Raw genomic sequence first — 13,366 nt, 5'->3', positions numbered from 1 at the left:
GATCAGCCCGGCCCCGCCGTCGTCGTCGTCATGGCAGGGCCGGACAGCGGCCAGTGAGCGGGCCACCTCCATGACCGTCACACCGCCTCCCGAAGTAGCCACCTCGGACCCCCTAATACCGTCCATGTAAAAAGGCTATCGGGCACCACGGACAATTTAGCGAGGTGCCAGAAACGGAGACTGGCTCACCGATGATTGGCAGCCAAGCATTGAACAGGAGCATGGGCCGCCGCCTGCGGAGTGCGGAAGAATGGAGCGATGAGTGACGCCGCGGAGTTCATCGACCTTGCGCTCCAGCGTGAGTCATCCTGGCTCCGGGCCGAGGAAATGCAGGCCCGTCTCGGCGTCTCGGCGAGCGGCACCGGACTGACATTCTACGGTGCCTCGGTTGGAGCGGTGCGCGGCACCGTCCGTGATGCGCTCCGCCGCTACACCGAACTGGCGCACGACGACATCACCGCCCTCAGCAGCGAACTGTGGGACGTTCCCGTCTTCGAACGCCGACTGGCGGCCATCGTGCTGCTGCAGTCCAACCTCGATGTCCTGACCAACACGGATCTCACCCGGGTTGAGGGATTCTTCCGTTCGGCAGCACTGCGCGAGCTTGTCGATCCGCTCGCGGTGGACGTCGTTGGTCCCATGATCACCGGGCTCGACGTGGCGGCCCGGGTGCGTGCCTACAGTGTGTTGGACCGCTGGGTGCAGGATCCCGACCCCTGGCTCCGCCGGGCTGCTGTGCTGTCGCCCCTGCGTGCACTTCGCTCCGGCGCGGGGGACTGGGACAGGTTTGTCCGCCATGCCCGGATGGTGCTCGCGGAGGCCACGGTCGGCGCGGAGGCCCCCGACGGCTGGGTCGCCGGCGAGGCGGCGGTGCACGTCCGTGCTGTGCTCGCTACGCACCGGCCCGAGCTGGAATTCGGGTAGCCTAATGCGCTCTAGCTGCGAGCCGAGGAAGTCCCGGAGCCCGGGCATCACGGTCCTGGACCCAGACCCCCGACGAACCAACGAGAATGCGCCCTGGCCGGAACGCGCCCTGGCCCGAAGTCACTCGTTGGGTGAGAACTCGTAGGAGGACGGGATGGTGGCGGGTGTTGCACCGAAGCTGACCACGATTTGATCGTGGTGCTTGAGCGGGAGGTCACGGATGCCGGCGTCGTACCGTGCCCCGTTGACGTAGGCGGTCCAGCCGTCCGCCGGTCCCTGGCCCGTGCCTGGCGCGCCCGCCCCGTTCAGCACGCCCCATTCGGTGAGGAGCTGCCCCAGGGTGAACACCTGCCCTGCTGTGGGCGATTCGATGTGGATGACACCGCTTGTATCGTGCGTGTGCAGGGCGGAAATACCGTCCGGTTTTCCATCCTGCCCCAGTGAGATGCCGATGTTCGCGGGCACCGGCACTGGCGTCGCGTCCTTGATCAGATCCAGGTGGGCGTGGAAATGCTCCACGTTGCCCTCGGCCGCCAGGAGGGCGAGTCCGGACCGGGCGATTCGCTCGCGGGCCCCCGCGTTATCCAAGCCGAAGCCCGCGGCGGCTTCCGGTGCGCGAGTGCCGGCGGGCGTCGCACTGGCCGGCGGTGCCGGCGGCGGTACGCAGGCGGCCACCCCAAAAAGGAGCGTCGGGAGTGCGATGGCGAGGGCCAGCATGCGGTGCATCATCACGGATGCTGCTTTCGTTCAAAGGACCCGATGCCCCCAGTCTAGGCTGGGCGGGCTGGAAGCGGCCGCACGGAGCCGGGCGGTGCGTCCACCCCGGCAGCCGTCGTCGCGCATTCCATAATCAGCCAGGCCGGCGGCCGCATCACAGTGGTCGAGGCTGCCGCCCGCACCCCGGCCGACAGGCGGCCTCACGAGAGGGACTTGGCGAAGATCGCGGACGTCACGGCGAACGAGATTCCGATCGCAGCAAACAGCGCGCCGAAGATCCGGATGGCTATCGGCGTTGCGAAAAACGACGCGGAATAGTCCACCCCCATGGGTTTGTAGTCCTTCATCATCGCGGCCTAGGCGCGAGCCGATCCGCGGAAATCGAAGGCCAGCACCAGCCCCAGCGTGACCGCGGTGAGGCCCAGCACGCCCACCCCCCACTGCATGACCGGGTTTGCGGTGCCCTGACCGGTTAAAGACATGACCGCCACAGAGACGAAGACCACAGCGAAGGCGATCAGGTAGGCCACCAGGAACCCCTTCACCGGTTGCGGCAGCGACATCATCAGACGCCAGGCTTTCATTGGTACCCCCAAGCCGAGAATTGGTTATGGGGTCAAACCCTAGCCGACGGAAGCTGCAGTCAACAGGGATCCCGCTGCGCCACGAACGCCGGTGCTATGCGGGAGCCCGGCGCTCCACCACGGCGTAGGCCTTACCATCCAGAAACTCCCAATCGGTGACCACCATAAAGCCGGCAGCGTCAACGCGGTCATTCAGGACGAAGACGTCAAAGCCGCCGTCGCGGGGCTCTGCGTCCCAGGTGGACGCGTGGACTTCCCCGTTTTCCAGGATCAGCAGCTCGGTATTGACATTGAGGTCCTTCTGCGGCTGATAGCTCAACTGGCAGATGGCGACACAGTGCCTGGCGAAGTCGGGGCTGCTCATTTTGGCCTCCGCTGATGGGACCGCTGATGGCACCATTCTATGCCGGGGGCCGCGTCCTGCGGGGCGAAGAGCTGCCCGAAACTACTCCCGCCGTTACCTCGATGTGACATTCCGTGATCATGCCGTTACCGTTATTGGGTGCCTGTTGCTTAGAAACGGGCGCTCCCCAGCCGATTGCCTAACTCTGCCGCGGCCACGGGGACACCTCGCAGCAACGTCCGGCAGAGACGGGGAACCCATTTTTTGACCTGGCTTTACGCAGGTCTTGGGGTGAAGCCGCACAGTCCGATGTCAGGGCCAGAGTGCGGCCGGGTGCCTCCCATCCGAATCCGACAGCTCACCTCGCAGGCATTGGGAGAGGCTACGCACATGACTTCCAGTAATACTCTTTTGCCAAAAAGCGCTGACCTTCGCAGCCAACGCCGTTCCGCATTCCTGTCCTCCAAGGGAGGTACATTCGGCCGCCAGGCTGCAGTGATTGCAGCGGCTTCCGGCCTGGTGCTCAGCAGTGCCATGGCCGCCAATGCCGCCGAGGCCCCCGTCCAGCGCGACTCCGCGCCGGCGTCGTCCGTCGACGTCGAGGGCCAGGTGGGCGCACCCGTACTCGCGGATTCCACAGTGCAGATCACCTTCGAACGCCCGGCAGTGGCGACCGCCCCTGCCCCGGTGATCGAACAGCCCGAGCCGGTAGCTGTACCGGTGGCCAAGGCACCCGTGGCGGCCCCGGTGGCCAAGGCACCCGTGGCGGCCCCGGTGGCCAAGGCACCCGTCGCTGCCCCGGCAGCCAAGGCCGCGGTGAAGGTCCAGGCAGCGCCGGCCGCTCCCGCCGCTGCCCCGGCGGCCGGCGGCGTCAATGCCACCATGGTCTCCGCCGCTTACGGCCAACTGGGCATGACACAGGATTGCACCGCCTTGGTCGAGAAGGCCCTTGGCGCAGCCGGAATCCCTGTTGGCGACCTCGGTCCGATGCAGTTCATGAACTACGGCAAAGTGGTGGGGGATCCCCAGCCGGGCGACATGGTGGTTCAGCCGGGTCATATCGGAATCTACGTCGGCAACGGCCAGGTTCTCAGCAGCGGGATGAACGGCGCGAACCAGACTGTGGTTCACCCGCTGTCCTGGCTCACCGCCACCGGCCCCGTGACGTTCGTGCGTGCCGGCGTTTAGTAAAACCTCCGGCAATTAAGTAACACCAACCGCAGTACTGGCGGGAAAAACGTAGAAGGCCGGTTGACCGGTTGCCTTGGGGCAGCTGATCAACCGGCCTTTCACACGCCCGGGCCAGCCGGTCAGCCTTGGTACCGAAGCAGCACGACGCCGTTGCCGAACATGCGCGTCTCCAGCAGGCGGAGCTTCGTCACCGCATCCGTCTCCTGGAAGAGCGGTTTGCCCCGTCCGATCAGGACCGGGTGGACGTAGATCCGGAATTCATCGATCAGGCCGAGCCGCCGGAAGGACGCCGCAAGATCGGCGCCGCCGAGCGCGAGGTCCCCGCCGGGTTCTTCCTTTAGCTTCGCGACCTCCTCGACGACGACGTCCCGCACCACTGCGGTATTCCAGCCGGCCGTCGCCAGGGTCCTGGAGTAGACGATCTTGGGCATGTCCCGCCAGATCCGGGAGAACTCGACCATGGGCGGCGTGCTCAACGGGTCCGCGTCCGCCGTCGGCCAGAATTCCGCCATCAATTCATAGGTGACGCGGCCGTCGAGGAACGCTCCCATGGTCCGGAGCTCATCATTGAAGTGCCGGTGCAGTTCGTCGTCGACCATGTGCCAGCTGAGGTCCCGGCCCGGACCCTCGATGTACCCGTCCAGGGACATCTGCGTCATGAGGATGACTTTGCGCATCGCGGGGCTCCTTCAGTGGGCTGAGGGCTACCGCACCAGCGTACGCTCCGCCCGGCGGAGCGGCAGGACTGCACGTGAACAGGCCAGGCGTCCGACGCCGGGCGGCTGGATCTTGCCGGATAGTGGTGTCTGGGCCACGATGGAGGAACTGGGCCACGCTAAAGGAACTGGGCTGAAGGAACAGCACTGCCGCCACCGGCAGTGTCCTCACGGAGGAGCAACCATGCGTGACGTGGCGTCGATTGCAGCGAAAATCCGCAGCGTCCGGAGGGCCACCGGGATCACGCAGGCGGAGCTGGCGCAGCTGGCCGGCACCTCGGTGCGAACAATCCGGGCGATAGAGACCGCCACCGGCAATCCCTCCGTGCGGGCAGTGATAGCCGTGGCCAACGTCCTGGGCCTGCAGCTTGTGGCGCGCTGATGAACACCGCTGCAAGGCACCTGGCCCAAGGTCTTCCAAAGCGAAAACTCTTGCGCTCAGGCCCCCGGCGGAGCAGAATGCAGAAACTTTGAAGCCTCTACCGCGGTTCTAGCTCCCGGAGGATCAGCATGCCTGCGAACGTGTACGAGGCGACGGCCGGCCCCAGCCCCTCGCTGGACCGGGGGTGAGAGCCGGTGCAAAATCAGGGCCCCGGCCGGCACTACCGCAGCGGCCGCCACACGTCTGTTGCCACCCGACGGTCCGGTTGGCCCCTGCCTGGACCATCGGGTGGGAGCCGCCGGCATCGTCTGCCGGCGGCCGCCGCCGTGCTGGCCCTGTTCCTGGCGACCTCCTTCTCCGCAGCGTTCCACGCCAGGGTGCCCGCCGACGCTGTTGCGCCGGCCGGGGCGTCCGCGTCCGCCCCTCGCACTTCCCCGGAAGCCGACGGCGGGGAACTCGCCGCCTCCTCGGCGTCCGGGCTGCCGCCCGCCGTCGATCCGGCAGCAGCAGCAGCGACGCCGCTGCCGCCCGCCGTCGCCCCGGCAGCAGCAGCAGCGACGCCGCTGCCGCCCGCCGTCGTGCCGGCCGGGGCGCCGCCTATCAGCCGGAAACTTGACGCCCAGATCAATGCCGTCATCGCAGCGAACAGCCGTTACCAGGTGGGCGTTGCCCTGATCGACGTGACCGACGGTGTGGTGCACGAATACGGGGTGCGGGCCAAATTCGTCGCTGCCAGCACGGCCAAGATTCTGGCCGCCTCGGCCTACTTCCATCTGGTGGAATCCGGCAGGGCTTCCCTGGGGGCGCGGATGGGGGTATCCACGGCCGGCGCCCAGATCCGGCAGATGCTCCAGCAAAGCAACAACGAATCGTGGGCGCTGATCATGGCCGCCGTCGGGCCCCGGGAGTTGACCGAGTACGCAGCGTCAATCGGGATCACGTATGACCGCACACTGAACACCCTGACGCCCGCCGAGACGGCGAGGACGCTGTACCTGCTGTACACCGGCCAGCTGCTCGACGCGGCGAACACGGGGCAGCTGCTGTCCTTTCTGCAGCACACCAACTACGAATCGCTGATCCCGGCCGCCGTCCCCGCGGGCATCAGCGTCTTCCACAAGTACGGCCTGCTCTTCGGTAACCTGCATGACGCGAGCATCCTGGTGCGGGGGGAGCGGGCCTACGTCTTCGTCGTCTACACGCTGGGCCGGGACACGCCCGAGTTGGCGGCCCAAGCCCGGGTCATCCGCCAACTGGCCAAGACCATCGCGGCCAGACTTTTCTGACGGAAGTTCCCGCGAGGGGCGGAGAACCGTACGCTGGAGAAGGGAGGTGAATGCCATGAAAGCAGCACAAGGAGACCGCATTGTCATCCGGGGTACGACGGTCGAATCCTCGGACCGGCACGGTGAAATCCTGGAGGTCAAGGGATCCGACGGCGCGCCGCCGTACCATGTGAGGTTCGACGACGGCCATGAGACGATCATGTTTCCCGGCGGCGACTTCATCGTCGAGCGCCACGGGGCAACCTGACACAGCCTCTGCCTCCGGCCCGGAATCCCGGTCCTAGAAGCTGGACGAACTGCCGGAGCCGGAGAAGCTTCCGCCGCTGCTCCCGTACCCGGTGGTGCTGCCGCCCCCGCCACGGGCGCTGCTGACGTTGCTCATCCCTGTGCTAAAGCCGGAATTGAACGTGGAAACCGAGAAGAAGTAGTAGGCCGGGTAGACCGTACCCAGGATGCTGGGCTCGTACGTGCGGCCATACCTCTTCTGGGTTCCGGTCTGGGCGCTCTCCATCTCCTTGCGCATCAGCCCGGCTTCCTTGTCGTTTTTTGTGAAACCGGCGATGACGGTGTCGGCATGGTTCTTCAATAGTTCGGATAGGTGGGTGCGCGCGTCCCGCAGCCGGTCAAGGGCCGTTTCGGGGGTGATTGTTCCGTCCGACAACTCGGATGTGCAGCGTTCGAGGTCCCGGTGGCTCTGATCCCGGAAAGACCGCAGGGCGGCCGCCGTCGCAGAACCGCCTTCGGTGTGGCGCTTGCTGAGCAGCTGTTCGAGGGCGGCGAGATCGTTGCGGAAGGGCGCGAGCTGCCGGTCCCAGGCCGGAGCCCACGAGTTCCCCCGGTTGAGCAGGGCGTTGGTGTCCGCGATGACGTCGTCCAGGACGTCGAGTTCCTCGGCGGCATCGGCGAACTGCCTGACAGTTTTGAGGTTCGGCCGCCGGCTCAGGTCCCTGGCGGCTAGGGCGTGCACCTGGTTGGAGAGCCCGGTGGCGGTGTTGTACTTCGCCATAAAGGTGCGGTGCTTCTCCAGGACCGTGCTGCCATAGCGTGAGGCCTCCGGGATGGTGCTTGCATTGAGCTCGGTGACCTGCAGGTCCATGCTGACGCTTGCATAGCTGGCATCCCCGCGGGCCAGTTCCCTGCGGCTGTCCGCACGGGTCCGCCAACGGACGATCAGCCAGGCTGCGGCCCCGGCGACGGCCGCGGCCGCCGTTGTCCAGGCCGTGATGAGGAAGGCGGCAGACCGGTACCAGGGCTGGTTGATCAGTTCCGCGCCGCGCTGGATGCCGGCGACGGTGCCGTCCGTCCACTGGGCGTCGCGCAGGAGTTCTTTGGCCGCGTTCTGGATGTCATCGCGCTGGTCGAGGGAGACTTTGCGGTCTTCCCCCATGTAGGTTCCGACCTGCCGGCCTGCCGGATCGAGGGCGAAGATGAACAGCCCGTCGGCCCATTTCTGCCCGTCGGCGCTGATCCAATCGGGATGCTCGGCGCGGGCAAAGCGCAGGACTTCCTCGTTGAGGTTGTCCCCAGCGGTTCCGTTGTACGTATACACGGCCACCCTGGTGGGCTGGTAAAACTCGATGGACTGCACCGCCGGCAGAAGGGTGTTGCGGTCCAGCACACCGGCCCGGTCCTCCACGACGACGTCGACCGGCCGGTCAGCCATCGCCGCCGGTACCGCGCCCGCCAGCCCGATGAATACCAGGAGTACGACGCCGAGAGCTTTCCGCACAATAGTCATTTGTCGAGCGTAGTGCCTGCTTCGGGCCGCGTCGACGCGCCGTCCAGGCCTGCATCCGCCACCCGTCGTCGTCGTGGGTTCGGCTAGGCTGGCCACAGCCTGTAAGGACAAGGAAGCGTGCGCCGGTGTTCAACGATTCTGAAGGACGGCTGTCGCCGTGACGGCTTCGAGCCCGGTTGACGAACTTACCGGGGTTGTCGGGTTCGCCGCCCGCGCAGTCGATGCGCTGGGGGAGTGGGGAGTAGGACTGTTCACCCTGGCCGAGACGGTGTTCCCGCCCATTCCCAGCGAACTGATCCTGCCGCTGGCAGGCTTCCTGGCCAGGCTGGGAACCATGAACCTGGTCCTCGTCTATTTCACCAGTACCCTGGGCGCCTATGTGGGCGCGCTGCTGCTGTACTGGCTGGGCGCGCGGCTGGGGCTGGACCGGTCGATCCGGTGGCTGTCCAGGCTTCCCCTCGTGGACCGTGAGGACTTCGAACAGGCCGCCGGCTGGTTCCGGCGCCACGGCCGGCCGGCGGTGTTCTTCGGCCGCCTGCTGCCGGGTGTGCGCAGCCTGATTTCCCTGCCAGCCGGTGCCCAAAAGATGAACCTGGGGACCTTCAGCCTGTTCACTATCGCCGGGAGCGGTCTCTGGAACGGTCTGCTGATCGGGCTGGGGGCCCTGCTCGGATCGCAGTACCGGCTGATCGACGAATACTCGCGCTTCCTCAACTTCGCCGTCTACGCGGCCGTGGCCGCCGTGGTGGGCTGGCTGATTGTCCGCAATATCCGGCGCCGGAAGGGCCAGGGCAGGAGCGACCGCTGAGGGTGTGCATTGGTGAATGTGGCCTTCATGTAACAGGCGTTACAATCGTTGGTGTGCAGAGAAGTAACAGCGTTTCCTGGCTTGTCATCATCGTGCAGGTCCCCGCAGTGCCGTCCCGGCACCGCGTGGCCGTCTGGCGGGAACTGCGGCGGTTCGGCGCTGTCCCGGCCGGACAAGGAACCTGGGTTGCACCTGATGTGCCGGTTTGCCGGGCGGGTGCAGAGAAAACGCGTGACCTGGCCCGGGCCGGCGAGGGTGGGTTGCTTCTGCTGACGACCGGGGCAGGGGACGACGACTCTGCCAAGTTACAGGCCCTCTTCGATGCGGCACGAGAGGATGAATGGGCCGAATTCCTGGCTGACTGCGGGAAATTCACCGACGAAATCGCCCGGGAAATCGCCAAGCAGAAATTCACCCTCGCGGAGCTCGAGGAGGAGGAACAAAGCCTGGATCGGCTCCGCCGGTGGTCCCGGTCGATTCGGGGCCGTGATGTTTTCGGCAGTGCCGGAGCGGCACGCGCCGAGAGCAACCTGGCCAGGTGCGCCGTGGCCCTGGAGGATTTCGCCGGACGCGTCTACCGCGAGGTCCACTCATGAGCCCACCCTCGCTGAGCACCCGGACGTCCGCCGCGCCGTTGTACGCCGCAGGGTTCGTGACAGCTTTCGGTGCCCACAGCATTGCCGCAGGCATGGGTGCCCAGAGTGGGAACATTGGCCTGACGCTGCTGAGTCTGGGCGTTCTGCTGGCTATGTATGACATTTCGGAGGTGTTCCTCAAGCCTGTCTTCGGCGCGCTGAGCGACAGGATCGGCACGAAGCCCTTGATTGTGGGCGGTCTGCTGGCTTTTGCCGTGCTTTCGCTCCCCGGGCTGTGGGGCAGCGACCCCCTCATGCTGGGCGTGGCCCGGCTCGGTCAGGGGGCAGCGGCGTCAGCCTTCTCGCCGGCTGCTTCGGCTATGGTGGCCCGGACGGCGGGAGGGAGGAACGCCGGCACCTACTTCGGCCGGTACGGATCCTGGAAGAGTCTCGGCTACGTCATCGGGCCCCTGCTGGGCGCGGGACTGATCCTCGCAGGGGGGTTTGCCCTGCTCTTCGCCGTGCTCTCTCTTCTGGCAGTGGCGGTGGCCGTGTGGGTCCTCGTGTGCGTCCCTCATCTGGAACCGCTCCCGCGACAGCGCTACACGGTCCGTGATCTGGCACGCCAGGTCACGGAACGGCGCTTCCTCGTCCCCACGCTGGTGCTCGCGGCTTCGACAGCGGCGATGGGTGCCGCGATCGGATTCCTTCCCGCCCTGGCTACCCAGCATGGCCTTGACCCCCTCGCGGGAACCGCGACGGTGAGCGTCCTGGCCGTCGCTTCGCTGCTGGTGCAGCCGCGGATCGGCAGGATGCGGGACCGGCAGAGCATCAGCGATGACCTTGGGATGACCGCCGGGCTTCTGCTCACCGCAAGTGGCGTGGCCCTCATCGCTATGGCACCGGGCCCGGCCACCTTGTTCATTTCGGCCGCGGCAATCGGCGCGGGCGTTGGTGCTGCAACACCGCTGGGCTTTGCCCATCTGGCCGACACCACACCAGCGGAGCGAATGGGCAGGACCATGGGGTCGGCCGAACTCGGCAGGGAACTTGGCGACGCCGGCGGCCCACTGCTCGTAGGTGGCATCGCCACCATCAGTGCCTTGCCTTTTGGCCTCGGGGCTCTTGCGCTGCTGGTAGCAGCCGCCAGTCTGCCCCGCCTGACCACAGCGCCTGGCCACGCGGAAATCACGGACCAACAGGAGGGCCGCTAGCGCCCGGACCGGGCCCTCCTCGCCATACTGGCCGCGATCGCCGTTCTGGTAGCCGTTGCCCTGCTAGCCGTGTTCACCCGCGGGGAACCGGCGGCACTGGACGGTGGCACCCCCGCCTGTGTGGTCCAGCGCTATTCTGCCGCCGTGATCGCCGGCGACGAGAGCGCCGCCACCGCATACCTGAGCGACTCCGCCCGGAACACGTGCGGCAACATGGAGCGGATGGCACTGGTCAACCTACGGATCACCCTGGTCTCGACGACCGAACGCGCGGAATCTGCCGATGTGAAGGTATTGCTCACGGTCTCCGGGGACGGCGGCCCGTTCGGCAATGCCGGGTAAACGCTGCAGTGGCGGATGTCCCTCGCCACCGGGCTGGTCTGGGCCGCCATCTGGGTCTGGCACCGCTGGATGTCGCGGCACGCCCGGAAACGGCCCACCCACCTTGCCGACGTTCCCGCGGTGATCGGCTCCTACTTCGGGCTCGTGCTCGGCGTCGGCGGCGCCGTGACGGCGCTTTCCGCCCTGCTGGAGGCGGCCCTGCGCGGTGCCACTTTGGTGGCCGTCGTGGGCGCGTCCTGGTGGGTGCCGGTGCTGCAGTCCCTCGTCTGGGCCGCGGGCGGCGGGCTGGTCTGGCGGTGGCACTGGCAGCACGACGGCGGCCAGCGGCTGCGCACCGGACTCGCCAATGTGGCGCTCATCCTGGTCGGCGTCCTGGGCGGGGGCATCCTCGCCCTCGGCGGCGCCGGAGTGCTGCTCTTCGTGCTGCTCCGCCTGGCGTTTGACCGCACCGATCCGACGGCTGTCCTCCTGGAACCCCTGGCCGCGGCGACCGCCGCGGCCGCGATCGGCTCGCTGGTCTGGGTCTATCACCGGGGCCTGGCGCGCGGGCGGGCGGACTCCACCCGGCTCGGCGGCAAGCTGGTGACCTCGGGCGTTGCCCTGGCGGCCGCCGGCGGCCGAGTCGGCGTGATCGTCAACGCCGCCCTCGCGATGGCTGCGACCCCGCTCGCCGGCTCCGGCGTGCCCACTCTGCTGCTGGGCGGGATCAGCTCGCTCGTGGTGGGCGGGCCGGCCTGGTGGATCGCGTGGAAACCTCTGTCGTGGAAGTCCGCGGCAGATGGATCCGGAGCAGGTGGATCCGCGGCAGGATCGACGTCGTTCCTTTGCTGGACTGAACTGCGGGCCGGCTACTCCCGGTCGAAGGTCCGCTTGTAGCTCTTCACCGCGTTGTTGACGGTGGGGAAGAAATGGTCCGGGCCGAAGCGGCTGCGGACGCCGAAGCGGATCAGGCGGTCCTTGATAGGCCCCTTCATTTCCGCGAAGACCAGGCTGACGCCGCGCCTGGCGAGCTCGTCGTCGAGCGCCACAAGGTCATCCAGGGCGGTGGTGTCCAGATCTGTGATGGCCTCGGATGCCACAATGACCCACTGCACCGGTCCCGGCGCGTTGGCCACCAGCGTCCGGATGTGCTCGGTGAAGACGGCCCCGTTCGCGAAGAACAGCGGCGCATCGAAGCGTGCGATCACGAGCCCCGGGACCCGCTGGCCCTCGGGGTGCCGGCTCAGGTCGTGGTAACCGGGCACGTCCGCCACGCTGCCCAGCTCCGTGCGGTAGGGGTCCCAGGCGCGCAGCACGAAAGCGATCAGCGACAGGCCGATCGCCACCACAATGCCTTCAAGTACACCCACGAACGCGACGCCAAGGAATGTCGCGACCAGCAGCGCGGCTTCCGTCCGGCTCATCCTCAGCAGCCGCCGCAGCGTACCGACGTCCACGATCGATGACGCCGCAACAATCACGACGCCGGCGAGGACGCTTGAGGGCAGGAAGGACGTAACCCCGGGCGCTAGCAGCATAAAGAGCGCCACGAGAACAGCCGCCACCAGGCCGCTCACGGGGCTACGCGCGCCGGCCTGGAGCGCGATAGGGGTGCGCGAGGCACTGCCGGAAACCGGGAAGCCGCCGAACAGGCCGGCGGCGACATTGGTCAGGCCCAGAGCGGCCATTTCCTGGTCCCCGCTGACTTGGCCGCCGCGCCGGGCGGCGAGGCTCTTGGAGAGTACGGAGGTATCCGCGAAGGCGATCAGCGCAATGCCTGCCGCCGGGCCAATCAGTGCGATCACTTCGCCCGGGCTGATGCCGCCGAGCGCGGGGGCCGGAAGTCCCTGCGGCAGGGCACCCACGGTGGGAAGCGCCGTCGTCAGGTCCAGGGCGGCGGCAAGCGCCGTGGACACCACGACGGCGATCAGCACACCGGGGAGCTTCCACGGCAGGAAGCGGCAGGCGACGATGACGGCGATGGTCCCGGCTCCGAACACCAGGGCCAGGGGATTGACGGCGCCCTGCAGCACGGCGCGGACAGTGCCGCCGGCGTTCCCGAGCAGCGAACCGCCCGGGGACGGGACTCCGAGCAGCTTGGGCAGCTGGCTAAGGATGACGGCGGCCGCGATGCCGTTGAGGTAGCCCACGCGGATGGGCTTGGACAGCAGCCCGGTGACGAACCCCAGCCGCAGGACCCTGCCGGCCAGCAGCATCACCCCGATCAGCAGGGACAGGACACCCGCCAGGGCGACAGCATGGTCCGGATCCTTGCCGGCCAGCGGCAGGATGGCGGCCGCGATCATCGGCGCGAGAGTGGAATCCGGCCCGACAATCAGGACCCGGGAGGGTCCGAATACGGCGTAGGCGAGCATCGGGATGACCGAGGCGTAGAGTCCGGTCACAGCCGGGAGCCCGGCGGCTTCCGCGTAGGCCATACCGGCCGGAATAAGGAACGCGCTGAGGGCTGCGCCGGCCGCCAGATCGGACTTCAGCCAGGGACGCTGGTAGTCCCGGACCAGCTGGAGGCCGGGCGGGAGTCTCTCAGCCCACGCTCGGCGCACGGT

Annotated in this window: 17 protein-coding genes and 1 riboswitch; of the genes, 10 read left to right on the top strand and 7 right to left on the bottom strand. The window is 67.4% G+C overall.

The genetic code is table 11. The annotated features are described in order from the left end of the window. The first annotated feature begins 258 nt into the window (after positions 1 to 258). Complete coding sequence (locus AC50X6_RS16260; protein ID WP_494967203.1) at positions 259 to 924, top strand: DNA alkylation repair protein; 666 nt, start codon at positions 259 to 261, stop codon at positions 922 to 924. A gap of 120 nt (positions 925 to 1,044) precedes the next feature. On the opposite strand, the gene AC50X6_RS16255 is transcribed toward AC50X6_RS16260, so the two are convergent. The 4 genes from AC50X6_RS16255 to AC50X6_RS16240 all read right to left on the bottom strand — a co-directional run bounded on the left by AC50X6_RS16255 (position 1,045) and on the right by AC50X6_RS16240 (position 2,589). Continuing rightward, the gene (locus AC50X6_RS16255) at positions 1,045 to 1,656 is read right to left on the bottom strand and encodes a hypothetical protein (RefSeq protein WP_494967202.1); all 612 of its coding nucleotides are present in this window, start codon (positions 1,654 to 1,656) and stop codon (positions 1,045 to 1,047) included. Between the two features lie 185 nt (positions 1,657 to 1,841). Next, positions 1,842 to 1,988 carry a hypothetical protein gene (locus tag AC50X6_RS16250; protein WP_494967201.1) on the bottom strand — a complete coding sequence of 49 codons (147 nt, stop codon included), beginning with the start codon at positions 1,986 to 1,988 and terminating at the stop codon, positions 1,842 to 1,844. A 9-nt stretch (positions 1,989 to 1,997) separates the two neighbouring features. Further along, positions 1,998 to 2,225 carry a hypothetical protein gene (locus AC50X6_RS16245; RefSeq protein WP_494967200.1) on the bottom strand — a complete coding sequence of 76 codons (228 nt, stop codon included), beginning with the start codon at positions 2,223 to 2,225 and terminating at the stop codon, positions 1,998 to 2,000. 94 nt (positions 2,226 to 2,319) lie between these two features. Further along, positions 2,320 to 2,589, bottom strand: a complete 270-nt coding sequence (locus tag AC50X6_RS16240) for a hypothetical protein (protein WP_494967199.1) — start codon at positions 2,587 to 2,589, stop codon at positions 2,320 to 2,322. A 166-nt stretch (positions 2,590 to 2,755) separates the two neighbouring features. Then, positions 2,756 to 2,954: riboswitch (cyclic di-AMP (ydaO/yuaA leader) on the top strand. Between the two features lie 4 nt (positions 2,955 to 2,958). Here AC50X6_RS16240 and AC50X6_RS16235 point away from each other — a divergent pair. Then, positions 2,959 to 3,756 carry an NlpC/P60 family protein gene (locus tag AC50X6_RS16235; RefSeq protein ID WP_494967198.1) on the top strand — a complete coding sequence of 266 codons (798 nt, stop codon included), beginning with the start codon at positions 2,959 to 2,961 and terminating at the stop codon, positions 3,754 to 3,756. Between the two features lie 122 nt (positions 3,757 to 3,878). Here AC50X6_RS16235 and AC50X6_RS16230 read toward each other — a convergent pair whose 3' ends face one another. Beyond that, positions 3,879 to 4,436 (bottom strand): dihydrofolate reductase family protein, encoded by a 558-nt coding sequence (locus tag AC50X6_RS16230; RefSeq protein ID WP_494967197.1) that lies wholly within the window; start codon positions 4,434 to 4,436, stop codon positions 3,879 to 3,881. 223 nt (positions 4,437 to 4,659) lie between these two features. Here AC50X6_RS16230 and AC50X6_RS16225 point away from each other — a divergent pair, with 223 nt between their 5' ends. From AC50X6_RS16225 to AC50X6_RS16215, 3 genes are all read left to right on the top strand, one after another. After that, a complete protein-coding gene (locus tag AC50X6_RS16225; RefSeq protein ID WP_494967196.1) occupies positions 4,660 to 4,857 on the top strand; it encodes a helix-turn-helix transcriptional regulator in 198 nt (65 codons plus the stop codon). A 326-nt stretch (positions 4,858 to 5,183) separates the two neighbouring features. Continuing rightward, positions 5,184 to 6,143, top strand: a complete 960-nt coding sequence (locus AC50X6_RS16220) for a serine hydrolase (protein ID WP_494967195.1) — start codon at positions 5,184 to 5,186, stop codon at positions 6,141 to 6,143. A 55-nt stretch (positions 6,144 to 6,198) separates the two neighbouring features. Then, positions 6,199 to 6,390, top strand: coding sequence for a DUF1918 domain-containing protein (locus AC50X6_RS16215; RefSeq protein ID WP_326968776.1), 192 nt, complete (start codon positions 6,199 to 6,201; stop codon positions 6,388 to 6,390). A 33-nt stretch (positions 6,391 to 6,423) separates the two neighbouring features. Here AC50X6_RS16215 and AC50X6_RS16210 read toward each other — a convergent pair whose 3' ends face one another. Then, entirely contained in the window at positions 6,424 to 7,881 is a 1,458-nt protein-coding gene (locus tag AC50X6_RS16210) for a DUF5129 domain-containing protein (protein WP_494967194.1), read from the bottom strand. A gap of 157 nt (positions 7,882 to 8,038) precedes the next feature. Here AC50X6_RS16210 and AC50X6_RS16205 point away from each other — a divergent pair, with 157 nt between their 5' ends. The 5 genes from AC50X6_RS16205 (at position 8,039) to AC50X6_RS16185 (ending at position 11,696) form a co-directional block, all read left to right on the top strand. Continuing rightward, positions 8,039 to 8,689: a DedA family protein gene (locus AC50X6_RS16205; protein ID WP_494967193.1), complete on the top strand. Its 651-nt coding sequence runs from the start codon at positions 8,039 to 8,041 to the stop codon at positions 8,687 to 8,689. A gap of 53 nt (positions 8,690 to 8,742) precedes the next feature. After that, a complete protein-coding gene (locus tag AC50X6_RS16200; protein WP_494967192.1) occupies positions 8,743 to 9,285 on the top strand; it encodes a Chromate resistance protein ChrB in 543 nt (180 codons plus the stop codon). After that, on the top strand, positions 9,282 to 10,478 hold the full coding sequence (locus tag AC50X6_RS16195) for an MFS transporter (RefSeq protein WP_494967191.1): 1,197 nt from the start codon (positions 9,282 to 9,284) through the stop codon (positions 10,476 to 10,478). Before AC50X6_RS16200 ends, AC50X6_RS16195 begins: the two co-directional genes overlap by 4 nt. A gap of 69 nt (positions 10,479 to 10,547) precedes the next feature. After that, positions 10,548 to 10,820 carry a hypothetical protein gene (locus tag AC50X6_RS16190; RefSeq protein ID WP_494967190.1) on the top strand — a complete coding sequence of 91 codons (273 nt, stop codon included), beginning with the start codon at positions 10,548 to 10,550 and terminating at the stop codon, positions 10,818 to 10,820. A gap of 15 nt (positions 10,821 to 10,835) precedes the next feature. Beyond that, complete coding sequence (locus AC50X6_RS16185; RefSeq protein WP_494967189.1) at positions 10,836 to 11,696, top strand: hypothetical protein; 861 nt, start codon at positions 10,836 to 10,838, stop codon at positions 11,694 to 11,696. Here the strand turns inward: AC50X6_RS16185 and AC50X6_RS16180 are convergent. Continuing rightward, entirely contained in the window at positions 11,669 to 13,363 is a 1,695-nt protein-coding gene (locus AC50X6_RS16180; protein WP_494967188.1) for a SulP family inorganic anion transporter, read from the bottom strand. The two genes, AC50X6_RS16185 and AC50X6_RS16180, sit on opposite strands and share 28 nt — an antisense overlap. Positions 13,364 to 13,366: the final 3 nt, after the last annotated feature.

The sequence above is a fragment of the Pseudarthrobacter sp. HLT1-7 genome, assembly GCF_059383435.1.
This window is presented reverse-complemented; position numbering and strand designations above follow the sequence as displayed.

What these genes read in the sequence shown, in the direction of transcription:
- AC50X6_RS16195 (WP_494967191.1), top strand. Translation starts at nt 9,282, where the DNA reads ATGAGCCCACCCTCGCTGAGCACCCGGACGTCCGCCGCGCCGTTGTAC.
- AC50X6_RS16235 (WP_494967198.1), top strand. Translation starts at nt 2,959, where the DNA reads ATGACTTCCAGTAATACTCTTTTGCCAAAAAGCGCTGACCTTCGCAGC.
- AC50X6_RS16260 (WP_494967203.1), top strand. Translation starts at nt 259, where the DNA reads ATGAGTGACGCCGCGGAGTTCATCGACCTTGCGCTCCAGCGTGAGTCA.
- AC50X6_RS16230 (WP_494967197.1), bottom strand. Translation starts at nt 4,436, where the DNA reads ATGCGCAAAGTCATCCTCATGACGCAGATGTCCCTGGACGGGTACATC.
- AC50X6_RS16240 (WP_494967199.1), bottom strand. Translation starts at nt 2,589, where the DNA reads ATGAGCAGCCCCGACTTCGCCAGGCACTGTGTCGCCATCTGCCAGTTG.
- AC50X6_RS16245 (WP_494967200.1), bottom strand. Translation starts at nt 2,225, where the DNA reads ATGAAAGCCTGGCGTCTGATGATGTCGCTGCCGCAACCGGTGAAGGGG.
- AC50X6_RS16250 (WP_494967201.1), bottom strand. Translation starts at nt 1,988, where the DNA reads ATGAAGGACTACAAACCCATGGGGGTGGACTATTCCGCGTCGTTTTTC.
- AC50X6_RS16225 (WP_494967196.1), top strand. Translation starts at nt 4,660, where the DNA reads ATGCGTGACGTGGCGTCGATTGCAGCGAAAATCCGCAGCGTCCGGAGG.
- AC50X6_RS16185 (WP_494967189.1), top strand. Translation starts at nt 10,836, where the DNA reads ATGTCCCTCGCCACCGGGCTGGTCTGGGCCGCCATCTGGGTCTGGCAC.
- AC50X6_RS16210 (WP_494967194.1), bottom strand. Translation starts at nt 7,881, where the DNA reads ATGACTATTGTGCGGAAAGCTCTCGGCGTCGTACTCCTGGTATTCATC.
- AC50X6_RS16215 (WP_326968776.1), top strand. Translation starts at nt 6,199, where the DNA reads ATGAAAGCAGCACAAGGAGACCGCATTGTCATCCGGGGTACGACGGTC.